This window comes from Mycobacterium intracellulare ATCC 13950, from assembly GCF_000277125.1.
GTDB lineage: Bacteria > Actinomycetota > Actinomycetes > Mycobacteriales > Mycobacteriaceae > Mycobacterium > Mycobacterium intracellulare.
The window spans coordinates 1701375-1717144 of the sequence record NC_016946.1 but is presented as its reverse complement, the minus strand read 5'-3'; the positions used below and the strand labels follow the sequence as shown (position 1 = coordinate 1717144).

At 65.7% G+C, this 15770-nt stretch carries 15 protein-coding genes; 5 read left to right on the top strand and 10 right to left on the bottom strand.

The window, feature by feature from the left end:
* Positions 1–6: 6 nt before the first annotated feature.
* From OCU_RS33225 to OCU_RS33215, 3 genes are all read left to right on the top strand, one after another.
* Complete coding sequence (locus tag OCU_RS33225; protein ID WP_026071496.1) at positions 7–1221, top strand: CaiB/BaiF CoA transferase family protein; 1215 nt, start codon at positions 7–9, stop codon at positions 1219–1221.
* A 208-nt stretch (positions 1222–1429) separates the two neighbouring features.
* Positions 1430–2575: a thiolase family protein gene (locus OCU_RS33220; protein WP_038535603.1), complete on the top strand. Its 1146-nt coding sequence runs from the start codon at positions 1430–1432 to the stop codon at positions 2573–2575.
* Between the two features lie 83 nt (positions 2576–2658).
* Positions 2659–3900: an amidohydrolase family protein gene (locus OCU_RS33215; RefSeq protein WP_014379619.1), complete on the top strand. Its 1242-nt coding sequence runs from the start codon at positions 2659–2661 to the stop codon at positions 3898–3900.
* A 12-nt stretch (positions 3901–3912) separates the two neighbouring features.
* Here OCU_RS33215 and OCU_RS33210 read toward each other — a convergent pair whose 3' ends face one another.
* From OCU_RS33210 to OCU_RS33185, 6 genes are read right to left on the bottom strand one after another with little or no spacing between them, the layout of a single operon-like run.
* Positions 3913–5106, bottom strand: a complete 1194-nt coding sequence (locus OCU_RS33210; protein ID WP_014379618.1) for an acyl-CoA dehydrogenase family protein — start codon at positions 5104–5106, stop codon at positions 3913–3915.
* Positions 5106–6158, bottom strand: coding sequence for an acyl-CoA dehydrogenase family protein (locus tag OCU_RS33205; protein WP_009957710.1), 1053 nt, complete (start codon positions 6156–6158; stop codon positions 5106–5108). The genes OCU_RS33210 and OCU_RS33205 overlap by 1 nt, the downstream gene beginning before the upstream one ends.
* A 2-nt stretch (positions 6159–6160) precedes the next feature.
* A complete protein-coding gene (locus OCU_RS33200; RefSeq protein ID WP_008254960.1) occupies positions 6161–6991 on the bottom strand; it encodes an amidohydrolase family protein in 831 nt (276 codons plus the stop codon).
* Positions 6988–8613 carry an acyl-CoA synthetase gene (locus OCU_RS33195; protein WP_014379617.1) on the bottom strand — a complete coding sequence of 542 codons (1626 nt, stop codon included), beginning with the start codon at positions 8611–8613 and terminating at the stop codon, positions 6988–6990. Before OCU_RS33195 ends, OCU_RS33200 begins: the two co-directional genes overlap by 4 nt.
* A 22-nt stretch (positions 8614–8635) precedes the next feature.
* Complete coding sequence (locus tag OCU_RS33190) at positions 8636–9838, bottom strand: amidohydrolase family protein (protein WP_014379616.1); 1203 nt, start codon at positions 9836–9838, stop codon at positions 8636–8638.
* Between the two features lie 19 nt (positions 9839–9857).
* Positions 9858–10682, bottom strand: a complete 825-nt coding sequence (locus OCU_RS33185; RefSeq protein ID WP_009957714.1) for an enoyl-CoA hydratase — start codon at positions 10680–10682, stop codon at positions 9858–9860.
* 263 nt (positions 10683–10945) lie between these two features.
* Here OCU_RS33185 and mbp1 point away from each other — a divergent pair, with 263 nt between their 5' ends.
* Positions 10946–11185, top strand: a complete 240-nt coding sequence (mbp1, locus tag OCU_RS33180; protein ID WP_009957715.1) for a microaggregate-binding protein 1 — start codon at positions 10946–10948, stop codon at positions 11183–11185.
* A gap of 62 nt (positions 11186–11247) precedes the next feature.
* On the opposite strand, the gene OCU_RS33175 is transcribed toward mbp1, so the two are convergent.
* Entirely contained in the window at positions 11248–12264 is a 1017-nt protein-coding gene (locus OCU_RS33175) for a dihydrodipicolinate synthase family protein (protein ID WP_029385650.1), read from the bottom strand.
* A gap of 52 nt (positions 12265–12316) precedes the next feature.
* Positions 12317–13114 (bottom strand): SDR family NAD(P)-dependent oxidoreductase, encoded by a 798-nt coding sequence (locus tag OCU_RS33170; RefSeq protein WP_008254948.1) that lies wholly within the window; start codon positions 13112–13114, stop codon positions 12317–12319.
* Between the two features lie 192 nt (positions 13115–13306).
* On the opposite strand from OCU_RS33170, the gene OCU_RS33165 reads away from it, so the two are divergent.
* Entirely contained in the window at positions 13307–14107 is an 801-nt protein-coding gene (locus tag OCU_RS33165; RefSeq protein WP_014379615.1) for a TetR/AcrR family transcriptional regulator, read from the top strand.
* 18 nt (positions 14108–14125) lie between these two features.
* Here the strand turns inward: OCU_RS33165 and OCU_RS33160 are convergent, their stop codons facing one another.
* The gene (locus OCU_RS33160; RefSeq protein WP_009957717.1) at positions 14126–15022 is read right to left on the bottom strand and encodes an enoyl-CoA hydratase/isomerase family protein; all 897 of its coding nucleotides are present in this window, start codon (positions 15020–15022) and stop codon (positions 14126–14128) included.
* Positions 15019–15702: a hotdog family protein gene (locus OCU_RS33155; RefSeq protein WP_009957718.1), complete on the bottom strand. Its 684-nt coding sequence runs from the start codon at positions 15700–15702 to the stop codon at positions 15019–15021. The genes OCU_RS33160 and OCU_RS33155 overlap by 4 nt, the downstream gene beginning before the upstream one ends.
* Between the last annotated feature and the right edge of the window lie 68 nt (positions 15703–15770).

The window sequence follows — 15770 nt, the reverse complement described above, 5'->3', positions numbered from 1 at the left end:
AAGGTAATGCAGGGCTTTCGGGTCCTCGAGGTTGCGCAGTTCACGTTCGTCCCCGCCGCCGGCGCGATCCTCGCCGACTGGGGTGCCGACGTCATTAAGGTCGAGCATCCGGCGCGCGGCGATACTCAGCGTGGCTTCGTCAACATGGGTGGCTTCCAGCTCAATCCCGACCGGCATCCGCTGATAGAGCATCCCAATCGGGGCAAGCGCAGCGTCGGGATCGACGTCTCCACGCCGGGCGGTCAGGAAGTGATCTACGAACTGGCCAAGTCCGCCGATGTGTTCCTGACCAACTACATGCCCGCGCAGCGGCAGAAGCACAAGTTCGACGTGGAGCACATCCGCGCGGTGAACCCGAACATCGTGTATGCGCGCGGCTCGGCCTACGGCGACAAGGGCGCCGAGCGTGACGTCGGGGGCTATGACGGGACGGCGTTCTGGACGCGCAGCGGGGTGGGGTACGCGCTGACCCCCGAGGAGTTGGGCGGTGCACTGGGACAGGGCATTCCCGCGTTCGGGGACTCCATTGGCGGCATGTTCATCGCCGGTGGCATCTCGGCCGCGCTGCTGCACCGCGAGCGGACCGGCGAAGCGCTCGAGCTGGACGTGTCGTTGCTGAGCACGGCGTGGTGGGCGGCGGGCGCGAGCGTGACGCAGGGCATGGAAACCGGCGAGGTCATGCGCACCCCGATGCCCGGATCCGCGGCCGCATCGGTGAATCCCTTCCTGGGCAATTACTTAACCTCCGATGGCGGCACGATCAACCTGTGCATCGTCAGCCCGACGGGCTACATTCGCGACACCTTCGAGCACCTCGGCATCCCCGAGGCGGCCGACGATCCCCGCTTCTGCGACGTGCTGCCGTTGATCCAAAACGCCGACGCTGCCGCCGAGCTGATCGCAAAGGCCTTCGCCGGCAAGCCCTTCGACTACTGGCGACAGCACCTGAAAACGATGAAAGGCCAGTGGGCGCCGTTCCAGAGCCTCCTCGATCTGGCCGACGACGAGCAAGCCATCGCCAACGACATGATCGTCGAAGTCGAGTCCAACGATGGCGGTGCACCGTTCAAGGTCGTCCGCGGGCCGGTGCAGTTCAACCACGAACCGCTCGTCACCACCCGGGCCCCGCAAGCATCCGAGCACACCGAAATCGTCCTGATGGAACTCGGGATGGACTGGGACCGCATCGCCGAACTCAAAGATTCAGGAGCCATCGCATGAATCGCGCCGACGACGATGCAGAACGGAGTGATGAGGAGGAGTGGCGCACATGAATCGCGCCGACGACGATGCATAACGAAGTGATGAGGAGGAGTGGCGCACATGAATCGCGCCGACGACGATGCATAACGAAGTGATGAGGAGGAGTGGCGCGCATGAATCGCGCCGACGACGATGCAGAACGGAGTGATGAGGAGGAGTGGCGCAAATGAATGACGTCGCGATCATCGGCGTGGGCCTGCACCCCTTCGGTCGCTTCGAGGGCAAGTCCGCGATGGAGATGGGCGTCGACGCGATTCGGCTCGCGGTCGACGACGCGGGCGTGCAGTGGAAGGACATCCAGGCCGCCACCGGGGGCAGCTGGACCGTCGCCAACCCCGATGCCATCGTCGGCATGGTCGGGCTCTCGGGCATCCCCTTCACCAACGTGTTCAACGCCTGCGCGACTGCTGCCAGCGCCGCCAAGGCCTGCGCCGACGGAATCCGGTTGGGCGACTACGACATCGGAATCGCCATCGGCCTGGACAAGCATCCGCGCGGCGCGTTCACCGAGGACCCGGCCCTGGTCGGGATGCCGCGCTGGTACGCCGAGAACGGCCAGTACCTCACCACCCAGTTCTTCGGCATGAAAGCCAACCGCTACCTGCACGAGCACGGCATCTCCCAGCAGACGCTGGCCAAGGTGGCAGCCAAGAACTTCCGCAACGGCGCGCGGAACCCGAACGCGTTTCGGCGCAAACCGATTCCCGAAGACGAGATCCTCAACTCGACGATGCTGAATTACCCGCTCACCCAGTACATGTTCTGTGCGCCCGACGAGGGCGCCGCCGCCGTGGTCATGTGCCGCGCCGACATCGCGCACCGCTACACCGCCAAGCCGATCTTCGTGCGGGCGGTCGAGGTACGCACCCGTCGCTACGGCGCCTACGAGGTGAACACCACCTTCGCCCCGGTCGACGAGGACGTGGCGCCGACCGTGTATGCCGCGAAGGCCGCGTTCGAAAAGGCCGGTGTCGCACCGGAAGACGTCGACGTCATTCAGCTGCAGGACACTGACGCCGGCGCCGAGATCATCCACATGGCCGAATGCGGTTTCTGCGCCGACGGCGAGCAGGAGAAGCTGCTGGCCGACGGCGCCACCGAGATCACCGGCTCGATGCCGGTCAACACCGACGGCGGGCTGATCGCCAACGGCGAACCGATCGGGGCGTCGGGCCTGCGGCAAATTCACGAGCTGGTGCGCCAACTCCGCGGCGAAGCCGGCGATCTTCAGGTGGCCGGTGAACCACGCGTCGGATTCGCTCAGCTCTACGGTGCGCCCGGTACCGCCGCGGCCACCATCCTGACCACCTAGCGCGAGCAGACACCAAAGCACCCGACACGCCTTTGCGTTCCGTGCTTTTGCATCTGCTCACGCAAGAAAGGGCACCCATCCCCGTGGCTCAATCCACCCAATTCACCGGAGCGCCGATCTTCGACGCCGACCAGCACATGTACGAAACGCCCGAAGCGCTGACGAAATACCTTCCGGAAAGGTATTCGCGGGCCGTCCAATTCGCCCAGATCGGGCGGCAAACCCGCATCGTGATCAACAACAAGGTCAGTGACTTCATCCCCAACCCGACGTTCGAACGCGTCGCGGCCCCCGGCGCGCACGAGAAGTTCTTCGCCGGGGAAAACACCGAGGGCCTCACGTTGCGCGAGATGCAGGGACCGGCCATCGCGGCGCCGGCCGCGACCCGTAACCCGGTCGATCGGGTGGCCGAACTCGACCGCCAGGGTGTCGTCGAGGCGCTGAACTACCCCACGCTGGCCAGCCTGGTCGAGCACTCCTCGGCCGACGACCCCGAGCTCACACTGGCGATCATCCACGCGTTGAACCAGTGGATGGCCGAACACTGGACCTACAACTACGCCGACCGCGTCTTCTCCACACCCATCATCAACTTGTCCGAGGTCGACGCCGCGCAGCGCGAACTGGACTACCTTCTGGCCAACGGCGTCCGCGCCGCGCTGATCAAACCGGGTCCCGTGAACGGCGTCCACGGCTGGCGGTCGCCGGCGCTGCCCGAATTCGACCCGTTCTGGCGCGATGTCGAGGCCGCGGGCCTGCCGATCGTGCTGCATGCCAGCTACCCTCCGCTGGACGATTACGTCGGCACGTGGGAACCGCCCCACACCCAGAATTTCATGGCCATGAGCGCATTTCGCTGGATGGTGCTGGGGCACCGCGAAATTGCCGACATGATCACCAGCCTGATCTGCCACGGGACCCTGACCCGGTTCCCGAAGCTGCGCATCGCCAGCGTCGAGAACGGCAGTTCGTGGATCTTCCCGTTGTTCAACGACTTTGAAGACCTATACAAGAAGATGCCACAGAACTTCCCGGAGCATCCCCACGACGTGTTCCGCCGCAACATCTGGGTGAGCCCGTTCTGGGAGGGTTGCGTGGCCGACGTCGTCGACACGGTGGGATGGGACCGAGTGCTGTTCGGCTCCGACTACCCGCACCCCGAAGGCCTCGCCGAACCCAAGGGCTTCTGGAAATACGCCGACAACATGGACGAGCGGCGCACCTATGACTTCATGGGCGACAACGCGCGCCGGTTCATGGGCCTGCCGATCGCCAACCCCGACCCGGACGCCGTCAACCCGCCCGCCCTCGCCGGCACAGGTTAAGCCCGCCGAGCGCTAGGAAGCCTTCTGCGCGACCGGCGCGTAGGCCGGCTTGCCCAGGCCCAGCACGTACTGCGCGATCATGTTGCGGAACACCTCGAGGGTGCCGCCGTAGATCCCGACCAGCGGCGCGAACCTGAACACGTACTCCGCGGCGCCGTCGTCGGCCGCGCCGTCGGTGCCGATCGGCAGCGCGGACGCCGTGCCGAGGATGTCCATCAGGTCCGGGGAGATGTCACGCATCGTCTGCGCGAGGGCGACACGGCCGAAAATGCTGGGCGCACTGAGCGCCGCTTCCATGCGCGCGGCGCTGCGCCCCAACCGGTACGCCACCGCCGCATCGTCAATGAGCCTGCGCCCGTTCGGATCCCGCTCTGACACCTTACCCGCGGCCTTGTCCAGCGCGTCGGCCATGAACCCGGCCTGATGCATCATGATCGACACGTCCTGTAGCCCGTCGGGGGCGGCCGCCACCGCGCCGTGCTCGACGTTGAGCGGCTCGCGCAGCACCGTCCAGCCCGCGTTCACGTCGCCCAGCCGGTACTTGTCGTCGACGCGCACGTCGCTGTAGTAGACGATGTTGGTGCGATCGCCATCGACGGTGCGGATGCCCTGGATCTCGATGCCCGGGGAGTCCAGCGGGACCAGGAACATGGTAAGGCTCTTGTGCTTGGGGGCAGTCGGGTCCGTGTTGGTGATGAGGAAAACGTACCGGCAGTTGTGGGCACCGGTGGTAAACATCTTGGAGCCATTGATAATCCAGCCGTTCCCGTCCCGCACCGCGCGGGTCTTACAGGTGGCGATGTCGGATCCGCCCTCGGGTTCGGTGTAGCCCAGGCACAGCCGAACGTGCCCGCTGAAGACGCCCGGCAGCACCTCGTCCCGCAATTCGCTCGACCCGAACCGCGCGACCGAACGCGCCACCATGGCGGTGGTGCCCCAGGTCACCCAGGGCACGTGGGCGCGCCGCTTCTCGAGTTCCCAGATGCGGCGATGCACGCGGCTGAAGCCGCCTTCGGCTTCCGGCTTCCATTCGCGTTCCAGGTATCCGGCGGCGCCCAGCGCCAGGTGCACCCCTTCGTCGAAGTTGTCGCCGGTCTCGCGGTCCCGGCGCTTGACGTCCTCGGTCACATGGGTGCGCAGGAATTCGCGTGCTTCGTCGAGGAAACGCCGATCGTCGTCGGACAGCGTGACACGTGAGAAATCCACTATGCGCCCTTCCTCGAGTTGCCTTCGCGCGCCGCGACGAGTTCGCCGATGTACTTCGCGCTGGCCCCGGGATCCCCGCCGGCCAGTGCCCAGCCGCGGGCACGCACAAGATAGGCCGTCGCGGCCGCCTCCGCCGAAACACCAAGACCGCCTTGCACATGCACCGCCATGGTCGCGGCCTTGGGCGCCTCTTCCGCCATGAACACGAACGCCGAGGGCGCCAACTCGGGGCGTTCGTCGGGCTCGTTGTCGAGGAACCAGGCCGCGCGCCGCGCCAGATTGCGGCCGCCCTGCACGGTGATGGCGATGTTGGCCAGTGGATGGGAGATGCCCTGCAGCGTCGAGATCGGCACGCCCAGCGTGTAGCGGGTCTTGGCGAACTCGGCGGCGATGGTCATGGTCTCTTCCACCAAGCCCACCAACGCGGCCGCCGACAGCACCCGCCACTCATCCAGCGCGCGTTGATATTCCGCCGCCGCCCCAGGGCCGCTGGCCAGGACGGTTCGGGTGTCGGCGGTGGCCGGATCCACCCAGGCCATCGGCAGCCGACCGATGTTGTCCACCTTCGCCGGGCGGGTGCCGAAGCTCAGCGCGACGACGTCCTCGCCGTCGCGCACGACGATCTGGTCGGCGATCGACCCGGTGGGCAGCAGCCGCGCCCCGGAGGCGCTGTCGTGCTGGGGATCGAACGCGGCCAGTCGCGTGCCCTGGACCACATCGGGTTCCGCCGCGCCGAGTCGGGCCAGCAGGCGCGCGGCGCAGACCTGGTCGATCCACGGCACCGGCGCCAGCGACCGGCCGATCTCCTCGGCCACGAGCGTCAGGTCGACGAGCGTCGCGCCGTCTCCGCCCGCGGATTCCGGCACGGCCATCGTGGTTGCGCCCATGGCGCACAACCGCTCCCAGAGGTTCTTGTCGAAGCCGGTCTCCTCCGCGGCGCGCACGGTCTCGATCGGGCAATGCGTCTTGAAGAAATCGCGGTACGCGGCCTGCAACGCCTCATGATCCGACGTCAGGCTGTAGTCGAGCCTACGTAGTTCGTAACGGTCCATACTCAGCGTTCCTCCTGGCCACTGAAGAAGAATTCCTGGGCGTTGTTGTAGAGATAGTTTTCGAGGACGTCGGCGGGCAAGTCCAGCGCGGCGGCCTCGGGCACGACGCGGTGCATTTTCAGGACGGGCCAGTCGGAACCGAAGATCACCTTGCCCTTACCGCGCGTCCGCATGTAGTGCAGCAGGCTCTCCGGTAACCGTTTCGGCGACCACGCCGACGTCATCAGGCGCAGGTTGGCGTACTTGATCAGCAGCCTGATCGCGATGTCCCACCAGGGATCCGCGCCGTGGATCATGCACAGTTTCAGTTCCGGGAACCGCACGCACACCCGGTCGAGGTGGATCGGATTTTGCACCTCCCCGGGGATGGGCGGCCCGGGGATGCCGGTGTTGATGCACAGCGGAAGCTCGAGCTCGGCGCATTTGGTGTAGAGCGGGTAGTAGACGGCGTCGCTGGGCGGGTACTGGCCGTCCCCCCAAAAGCTCGGCCCCACAGCCGCATACGCCACGGGCAGGTCGTTGACGACGGCAGTAAGCTCCCGCAGGGAGGGCATCGGCCGCAGCAAATTCACCCCGCCCATGGCCAGGGCGAACCGCTCGGGCTTGTCCTCGACGAATTTGCGCGCCGTCACCGACGGCTTGGCGAGGTTGTCCATCAGGATGGCCTTGCGCACGCCGTGCGCGTCCATTTCGTCGAGCAACTCGGTCAGCTCGACGGGCGCGAACATGGACTCCGGCCCCTTGAAGTAGTCGTCACGCACCTTGAGCATCCAGGTCGGTTGCTTCTCGGTCTCGCCGAAGTGCACGTTGACCAGGCAATCGATTGCTTTCATGTGGACATCGGCGCCTTTGCTGTTGCGTGACGTTTCGCCCAACGGTAATCGGCCTTGCCGTTGCCCAAGCGTTGGACGTGCTCGACGAACAGGAATTCCTTGGGCGCCTTGAACCGTGCCAGTTGCGTGGTGCACAGCGTGTGCAGCTCGTCTGCCGTCGCGGCGGCGTCTGCCCGGAGTTCGACGAGGGCGACGAGTTCTTCTCCCCAGCGCTCGCTGGGGCGCCCGACCACCAGCGCGTCGGCGATCGCCGGGTGGGCGCGCAGCACCTCTTCGACTTCCTCGACGAAGACCTTCTCGCCGCCGGTGTTGACCACCAGCGAGTCCCGGCCGAACAGCCGCAGGGTGCCGTCGGCCTCCAGCGCGGCGCGGTCGCCCGATATCACCACCCGCTTGCCGTCGATCTCGGGAAAGGTCTTGCGGGTTGCGTCGGGATCGTTGAAGTACCCCAACGGGATTCGTCCCTCCCTGGCGACCCAGCCCACCTCGGCCTCAGCTGGACGGAGAAAGCGGGTGTAGTCCTCGGAGAGGACCAGTCCACCCTCCCGCAGGGTGAACGTGTCGGTTTGCGTGTCGCGCCGGCTGTGGCCGAATCCCATGTTCCCGGTCTCCGACGAGCCGTACCCGTTGATCACCGTGACCTGGGGGATCAACTCCACCAGGGCGCGTTGGTATTTCGGGTTCGTCGCGGCGCCGCCGGTGCCGATCGCGTACAGCGACGACAGGTCATAGGAGCCGCGGCGCAGTTCGGTCACCAGCGGCGCCGCGTAGGCGTCGCCGACCATGGTCATCAAGCCGACCTTCTCGCGCTGCGCCGTTTCGAGAACCGTTCGGGGGTCGAGCTTTTTGCCGGTGTCGTACATCACCACGGGCGTGCCGGCCATGATCGCCGAGAACGCCGTCCACATGCCGGCGGCGTGCATCAGCGGCGACACGGCGAACCACGGCGCCCCGGCCGCCCCGCGCACCTTGTCGTGAATCTCCTCAGCGCAGGCGTGGTCTGCCCCCACCATCGACGACACATAGATGTCGGACTGCCGCCACAGCACACCCTTGGGCCGGCCGGTCGTGCCGCCGGTGCAGATCATCAGCAGGTCGTCCGGCGACCCGACGACGCGCTGGTCGGTATCCCCTTGCGCCAGGGCGTCTTCCAGCGACACCGCACCCGGTAGGTGCGGGGCCTCGCTGCCGTCGTCGACCGCGATCAGCAAGTCCGCGCCATCGCGGGCGAGGACGTCGGCGAACTGGGCGCCCAGCGCCCGGTGGTAGATGACCGCCCGGGGCTGTACGTAATCGAGAAGTTCACCGACCTCGCGCGGGGTGTAGTAGTAGTTGATGTTCACCGGGACGGTCCGGGCCTTGAGGCACCCGATGACCATGTCGGGGTACAGATCGTTGTGCATCACCAGCGCGACCCGGTCCTGCCCGCATTCCCAGTTCTGCAGTTCCGCCCGCTCCCGGTGTGCGCCGAATCCCTTGCTCGCCAGGAAGTTCGCCAGCCGGCGGGTGCGGTCCGCCGACTCGGCGAAGGTGCTGCGACGGTCGCCGCACACCGTCATCGTCCGGTCGCCAATGACGGCGGCGATCTCGTCGAGCACCGCGCCGATGGTCCATTCGCTCACGGAAGTAACCGCGCCCCGGTAATCAAGCAGCCGAACCGACTTGGACGCCTAGGAGGTCTAGGGCGTTGTCTCGCATGATCTTTCGAACATCGGACTCGCTGAAGCCCTTCAGCTCCTCGGCGAACGACACCGGCGATGCGAGTCCTTCCCCGTGCGGCCAGTCGGAACCGAACAGGATCTTGTCGACGCCGATGACCTCGGCCAGCTCCGGCAGATCGTCCTCGTAGTAGGGGGCGATCCACACGTTGTTGCGCAGCTGCTCCACCGGGTCCTCGGGGAAATACTGGGGCTGGGTGTTGGCCGCCTTCTTGAGGCGCTTGATCAGCCGATGCACGAAGTAGGACCCGTTTTCGATGCTGACCGCCTTGAGTTTCGGGTGGCGGGTGAACACGCCGTGCACGATCATCGAGGCCATGGTGTCGTGAATGGCCCGGTCGTCCAGGAGCACCTGATCCAGCGGATCCTTCGCGCCGAAGCCCTCGAAAGTCGATTTCCCGCCCCACAGCGCTGCGATCGCCAGGTAACCGCTGTCGGAGAGGTGGAATCCCACCGGCACTCCCGCTTCGGCCAGCCTGGCCCACACCGGATCGTGGCTGGGATCGCCCAGCGACCGCGGCTTGACCAGCCCGGGCACCGGCGCGGGCCGCACCAGGACCAGCTTGGCGCCGCGCGCCAACACGAACTCGACCTCTTCGACGGCTTTGACCGGATCGGCCAGCGAGATGATCGGGGCGGAGATGATGCGATGGTCCGGACGGTCGAAGCCCCAGTCCTCGTCGAGCCACAGGTTGAATGCGTGCACCGAGGCCATCGTCGCCTCGATGTCGTGTTTGAGCGCCTCTTCAACTCCGCACGCGAACGTCGGCAGCATGAACACCGTCTCGATGTCCTGGGTGTCCATCACCGCGATCCGGGCGTCGCGGTTCTGGTACTCCGGGTGCTCGGCGAGCCGCTCGACCTTCATCAACGAGGCCGGGTCGACGCCTTCCGGGATCTCGCCGCGGAACAACAGGTCGAGGCAGCCCGGCACGATGATCGGGTCGAAGGTGACGTTCGGGATGAAGTGGTTGATGCGGTCGCCCATCAAGGCCCAGCTGCGTTTGCCGTCGCTGACGATCTGGACACCGCGCCGTTTGAACCGCTTGTCCAAATGGCGGGTAAACGAATCCAACGGTTCGTAGTAGTGATTGTCGACGTCGATCGCTCGATAGTTCAGGGGGGTCATGATGTTCCTTTCCGGCTGGTTAGGTGGCCAATGGCGGGAACCGCGGTGGCCGCTTCTCCAGGAAGCTGGTGATGCCTTCGACAACGTCGGGCCGCAGCAGCGACTCGTGCATGAGTGTTTCGGCGCGGGCGCTGACATCGGCGACATCGCGCAGCGCGTCGCCGTAGGCCTGCCGCTTGATGACCGCCAGCGACGCCGGTGAACAATTGCGCGCGATGTCGTCGGCGTATGCCAGGGCGCGCGACATCAGTTGTTCGGGCGCGACGACGTCCTTGACCAGTCCGAGTTGCGCGGCCTCCTCGGCGAAGAACGTGCGCCCGCTCAACAGCAAGTCCATCGCCGCGCCCCAGCCGGCGAGCCGCGGCAGGATCCAGGAGATGCCGTACTCGGCGATCAAGCCCCGCCGGGTGAACGCGGTGGCGAATTTGGCTCCGGCGGCCGCGAACCGGACGTCACACATCAGGGCGTGCGTCAGGCCGATCCCGACGCAGGCGCCGTTGACCGCGGCGATGATCGGCTTGCGCAGCTCGGTGAGGAAATGCGGGTGGCGGTCGCCGACCAGCTTGGTGACGTCGGTGTCGCCGTCGCCGAGTTTTTCGTCGATGGATCCCGCGCCACCCAGGTCCGCGCCCGCGCAGAATCCCTTGCCGGCACCGGTCAACACGATCACCCGCACCGCGGGGTCGGCTTCGGCGCGGTCGATGCTTGCGTAGAAGCCCCTCGAGATGTCGGGGCCCCAGGCGTTGAGGCGCTCGGGACGGTTGAAGGTCACGACCGCAACACCGGTTTCGGTGGTTTCATACAGCACCGCCTCATCGGTGACCACACGGTCGGCGGCGCCCATACGACCGTCCCCTCATAGCTGACCAACTGGCGAGTTTGTACCCATACTGTATACCTATCGGTACCGCATTCCACAACTGCGCCCACACCCCCGTGAACGGCGACTAAACAGCGATTTTGGGCGTCCGCTTGGCGCCGTGATCACCCCCTAGGCCGAGGGGCGGCGACGGGATGTGGCGATCGACACGCTGACCCATGTTTGCGTCGACCCCGGGATCGGGAACGCGTAGAGGAGCCGATCATCACATGGGGGAAGGAGAGGCAATGGTTGACACCAAGAGCGGACCGGTCGAACTCGTCCGGGGCATCGTGGAAGACGTCCTCGGGAGGACCAAGCAGGTCATCGGCATCATCATCGGCCACAACGACCTGATCGAAGAGGGCAAGGCCCAACAGGACAAGGCGGATGCGCAGCGCAGCGCCGGGAAAAAGGAAGCCGCCGCCGATAAGGCCCGCGGCAAGGCCAAGGCGTACGAGCAGCGCGAGCGGGCCGAACAGCAGTAGACGGTCGGTCTGAGCGAGCGGGCCCGGTTCCTAACCGGGCTCGCTTCGCGTGGTAATCCCTTCTACTGCAACACCGTTTGGATCAAACCCAGGCGCTGGTAGGCGTGCTCGATCTGGGCCTTCGCCTCCGCGGGTAATTCGGCCTGCGGCGGGCGGGAATGTGGATACGCGCCGATGGGCAACCCCAGCAGCGACGCGGCGTACTTGAACGCGCCGCCCCAGTGGGTGAAGTATTCCGCGCGCCCCGGATAGCACGTCCACCACGACCCGACGTCGAGGTCGAACTGATCCAACCCGGATTCGCGGGCGTAGTCCATGGCCTCGACGAGCTTGTCGCTCTGCACCAAATCCCAATACTCGGAGAACAATCGCCGCTCGGGCGTCTCGAACAGGTAGCCCGAGGTACCCAGCTGCGCCGGGCACACGATCCCGTCGCGCAGCCACCCCGCCCGGTACACCGTTTTGTCGCATTCCCACACGGCCAGACCGGGCGCCAGCTGATGAAGCATGCGGCTGGCCGCCGGCAGGAAGGCGCCCTCCTTGGTGGCGCACACCGCGGGCACCTCGTGGTAGATGCGTGCGCTCTCGGCCGGCGTCAACACGTAGCCCGAGGACGGCGAATTGAACATGCCCAGAGCGATATTCGTGCGCGCAGCCACGTATTGGAAAAAGCGGAGCACGCCTTCGCCGCCGTGGGCCTCCATCATCGGCGTCTGGATGTAGACGATGTCGGCGCCCGCTTCCTGGGCGTGCAGGGTCAGATCCAAACAGTCCTTCGCCGACATCGCCGCCGTGCAGGCCTGCACCACCACACCGGGATTGATGCTGCGCGCCTCCTCTACCGCAACCTCCAGCAGGCGTTTCCGCTCGTCGAGGGTCAGCGACCAGAATTCGGCAATGCCGCTGGTGCACCACAACATCGGGTGCCCGAGATCACCGACGCAGTAGCGCACCAGTGTCCGGTAGGCGTCCCAGTCGATGTCGTCGCCGTCGGTCCCGCAGAACGGGGTGTAGAGGGAGTCACCGATCCCCCGCAATGCGCCGGGCGCCCACGCGCGTGCCTCTGCTGCCGTAGCCACAGTCGACTCCTTCTGTCTGCCAATCGATTTCTTCGACCCACGGTCAGGGAAGTCAGGTGAAGTCCGAACCGCCGTCGACGTTGATGTTGGCTCCGGTCATGTAGGAGTTGCGGCGCGAGGCGAGAAACGCTGCGACCGGGCCGATTTCTTCGGGGAGGCCCGCCCGTGGCATGTGCGCGGGATGACCGAAATGCTTGCCGATGGCCTCCATCAGGGCATAGGGATCATGGCCGTCGACGCCGACCGAATTCGCCCAGCCGACCAGTGATTCCGATGCGATGCTGCCCGGCGATACCACGTTGACCAAGATCTCGTCCTTGGCCAGCAGCAGGGACAGGTTCTTCGATACGCTCGTCAGCATCGATTTCGCCGCCGTGTACGCGGGCAGCATGACACTTTGTCGCTGAGTCGAGTGCGCCGAGAAGTTCACGATCCGCGCCCACTGCGCCTTACGCAGCAGCGGTAGCGCCGCCCGCACACAGCGCACCATGCCCAGCACCCCGTCTTCAACCGACTGACGCCATTGGTCGTCGGTCAAATCCTCGAAGGTACCCGCGGCGCCCGGCCCCACCGTGATGACCAGAGCGTTGAGTTCGCCGCCCCAGCGCTGGGAAAGCTCACCGAAAGCCGTGCCGACGGCGGCGTCGTCGCCGATGTCGGCGACGAGCCCGAGGGCGTCCGGGCTACCCCGTTGCGTGAGATCGGTCACCGCGGAATCCAGCGCGTCACGGCTGCGCCCGACGACCGCTACCCGGGCCCCCTCGTCGGCAAGGCAGCGCGCGGTGGCCAAACCCATGCCGCGGCTACCGCCGACCACCACCGCGGCGGCATTTGCCAGCCCTAGATCCATTGCTTGACCCGCAGCTCTAACCTGGCCATTTTCGCCTGTCCAGCCGATTTACCAAAAAGCCTACGATAGGTATTACAGTAGCAGAGGGAAATTACGACACGAAAGCGTATACGCAGGTCAGTACCGAAGAGCCGGTAAATTCGATTTTACCGGCAACACGGCCGGCAGACCTCATGCACGAAACAGATTTTGATGGAGGTGCCCGTAGTGGCAAAACAGGCAACCGCCGATAAGCGTCAGCGACGCGAACGCGGGTCCATCAATCCCGACGACATCATCAGCGGCGCATTCGAACTCGCCGAGGAGGTGTCGATCGACAACCTGAGCATGCCGCTGCTCGGCAAACATCTCGGCGTGGGTGTGACGAGCATCTACTGGTACTTCCGCAAGAAGGACGACCTGCTCAACGCGATGACTGACCGCGCCCTGAGCAAGTACGTGTTCGCCACCCCCTATGTCGAAGCCAGCGACTGGCGGGAAACCCTGCGCAACCACGCGCGCTTGATGCGTAAGACGTTCATGGGCAACCCAATTCTGTGCGACCTGATTCTGATTCGCGCGGCACTGTCTCCGAAAGCGGCACGGATGGGCGCACAGGAGATGGAAAAGGCAGTTTCCAATCTGGTCGAGGCCGGCTTGTCCCCGGAGGACGCGTTCGACACCTATTCGGCGGTTTCGGTTCACGTCCGCGGATCAGTGGTGCTGCAACGGCTGTACGAAAAAAACCAGTCGTCGGATATCGGACCCCGCGCCATCGAGGACGCCGTTGCCATCGACCCCGAAAAGACCCCGCTCCTTTCCCAAGTCACCCGAATCGGGCACCGCATCGGCGCCCCGGACGAGACCAATTTCGAGTACGGCCTCACCTGCATCCTCGATCACGCCAGCAGGCTGATCGACGAGAGCAACGCAGCCAAAGGCAAGGCGGGGGCGAGCCGCCAGCGCAAGTCGTCGACCGCGCGAGGTCGGTCCAAGGCGCCGGCGAATCGCTGACCTAACCGAAACCGCTTGTCACGCCTCGGGTTCGGGCACGTGGAAGTGCTCGTCGCGTAGCCGGAAGGCCTCCCTGGCGCCGTGCTGGGCGCGGGTCTTGACGAAGTTGAATTCGCCCGGCCCGAATTGCAGGTTGGTGCCGAAGGCGTGGAACAGGTAGCTGGCGACCTCCTCACCCTGATACGCCTGGCTCTGCTCGACAAGCCGGAACGCCTCCTTGGCGATGACGACCCCGTCGGCCGGCATCTTCGCCGCCTTCTCGGCCCAGTAGCGCGCCCGGGCGGTCACCGCGCCGGGATCGCAGGTGTCCGTGAAGATTCCGAGATGTTCGATCGCGCCCGCCTCGATGATGTCACCGGTCAACAGCAGGCGTCGCGCCAGCACCGGGCCGAGCCGGTGGAAGAACATGTGCAAGCTGCCCAGCGCGGGGCCCAGGAAGCGGGTTGCCGGCATGCCGATCTTGGTGTCCCGCGCGATGACGGAGATGTCGGTCATCAGGGCCATCTCGAAGCCGCCACCCAGCGCGTAGCCGGCGATCTCCCCCACCGTGACCTTGGGAAAACCCATGAAATTGTGATAGAAGCCAAAAGACTTGCGGTCCACGGCAAGTCGTCGACGCTGACTCGGTCGACGCTTGGCTGCCGCATCGTCGGACGCCTTGACCTTGTCGCCGTACCAGCCGTACGCATTGTTCATGTCGGCCCCGGTGGAGAAGACTCCCTCGGCTCCGCGCAACAACACCACCGTGAGGTCGTCGTCATCGGCCACCCGGTCCAGGCAACGGGCGACGGCCTCGCGCATGCTGGCGTCATAGGAGTTCCGCTGTTCGGGATTGTTCAGCGTGACCGTCGCGATGCGCCGGTCGTGATCGATGTCGAAGAGCACGCGATCGTCAGAGGTGCTCGAAGCGGTCATTTGTCGGACTCCTTTCGGCGCCTGCCGAACCGCGATCCGGCAAGCTTCTCGGGCCGTGACGCCAACGTGTTGACCTCGCCCGTACACAGCACTTCGTCGTCGAGCCACAGTCGCGCGGTCGACGTGATACCCCGTTCGCCTTCCGAGCGCGCGATGTCGAATCGCAGCTCCGTCAACACCGGTGTCGGTCTGCGGAACGTCACGGCCAAGGACCGGGTTTTGCCGGAAAGGCCGGTGACGCAATTGTGGTGCTGGATCACGCAGTCGAAGAAGACGCCCAGGAATCCGCCGTGCACCAGTCCCGGTGGCCCTTCGTAGATCACCGGGAATTCGACTCCTCCCGTTGCCTTCTCGGCATCGAATTCGGTGAACCGGTACTCGGGGAAACACGGGTTGTAGGCGCCGATGTCGGTGGCGTGATTGAGGTAGACGCGCCGGGGATCGTCGGGCAGTTCGCCGATGCGCGGTGAGTTGTCCGCCGGCGCGGCGGCCGACAACTCGCGCTCCCACTCGGTGAACTTCTCCAACATGGCATCCACCGCCGGGTGCGGATGTTCCAGCGACACCAGCAGCGAGCTCAGGCGGCGCATGGCGGCGGCGGCGGCCACGGTCTGGTCAAGCGGCGCCTCGCCGAATCTGGCGTTGTCGTCGGCGCGACCATCGGCGCCACTCCTCCTCATCGCTTACGCTCTGCATCGTCGTCGGCGCGACCATCGGCGCCACTCCTCCTCATCGCTTACGCTCTGCA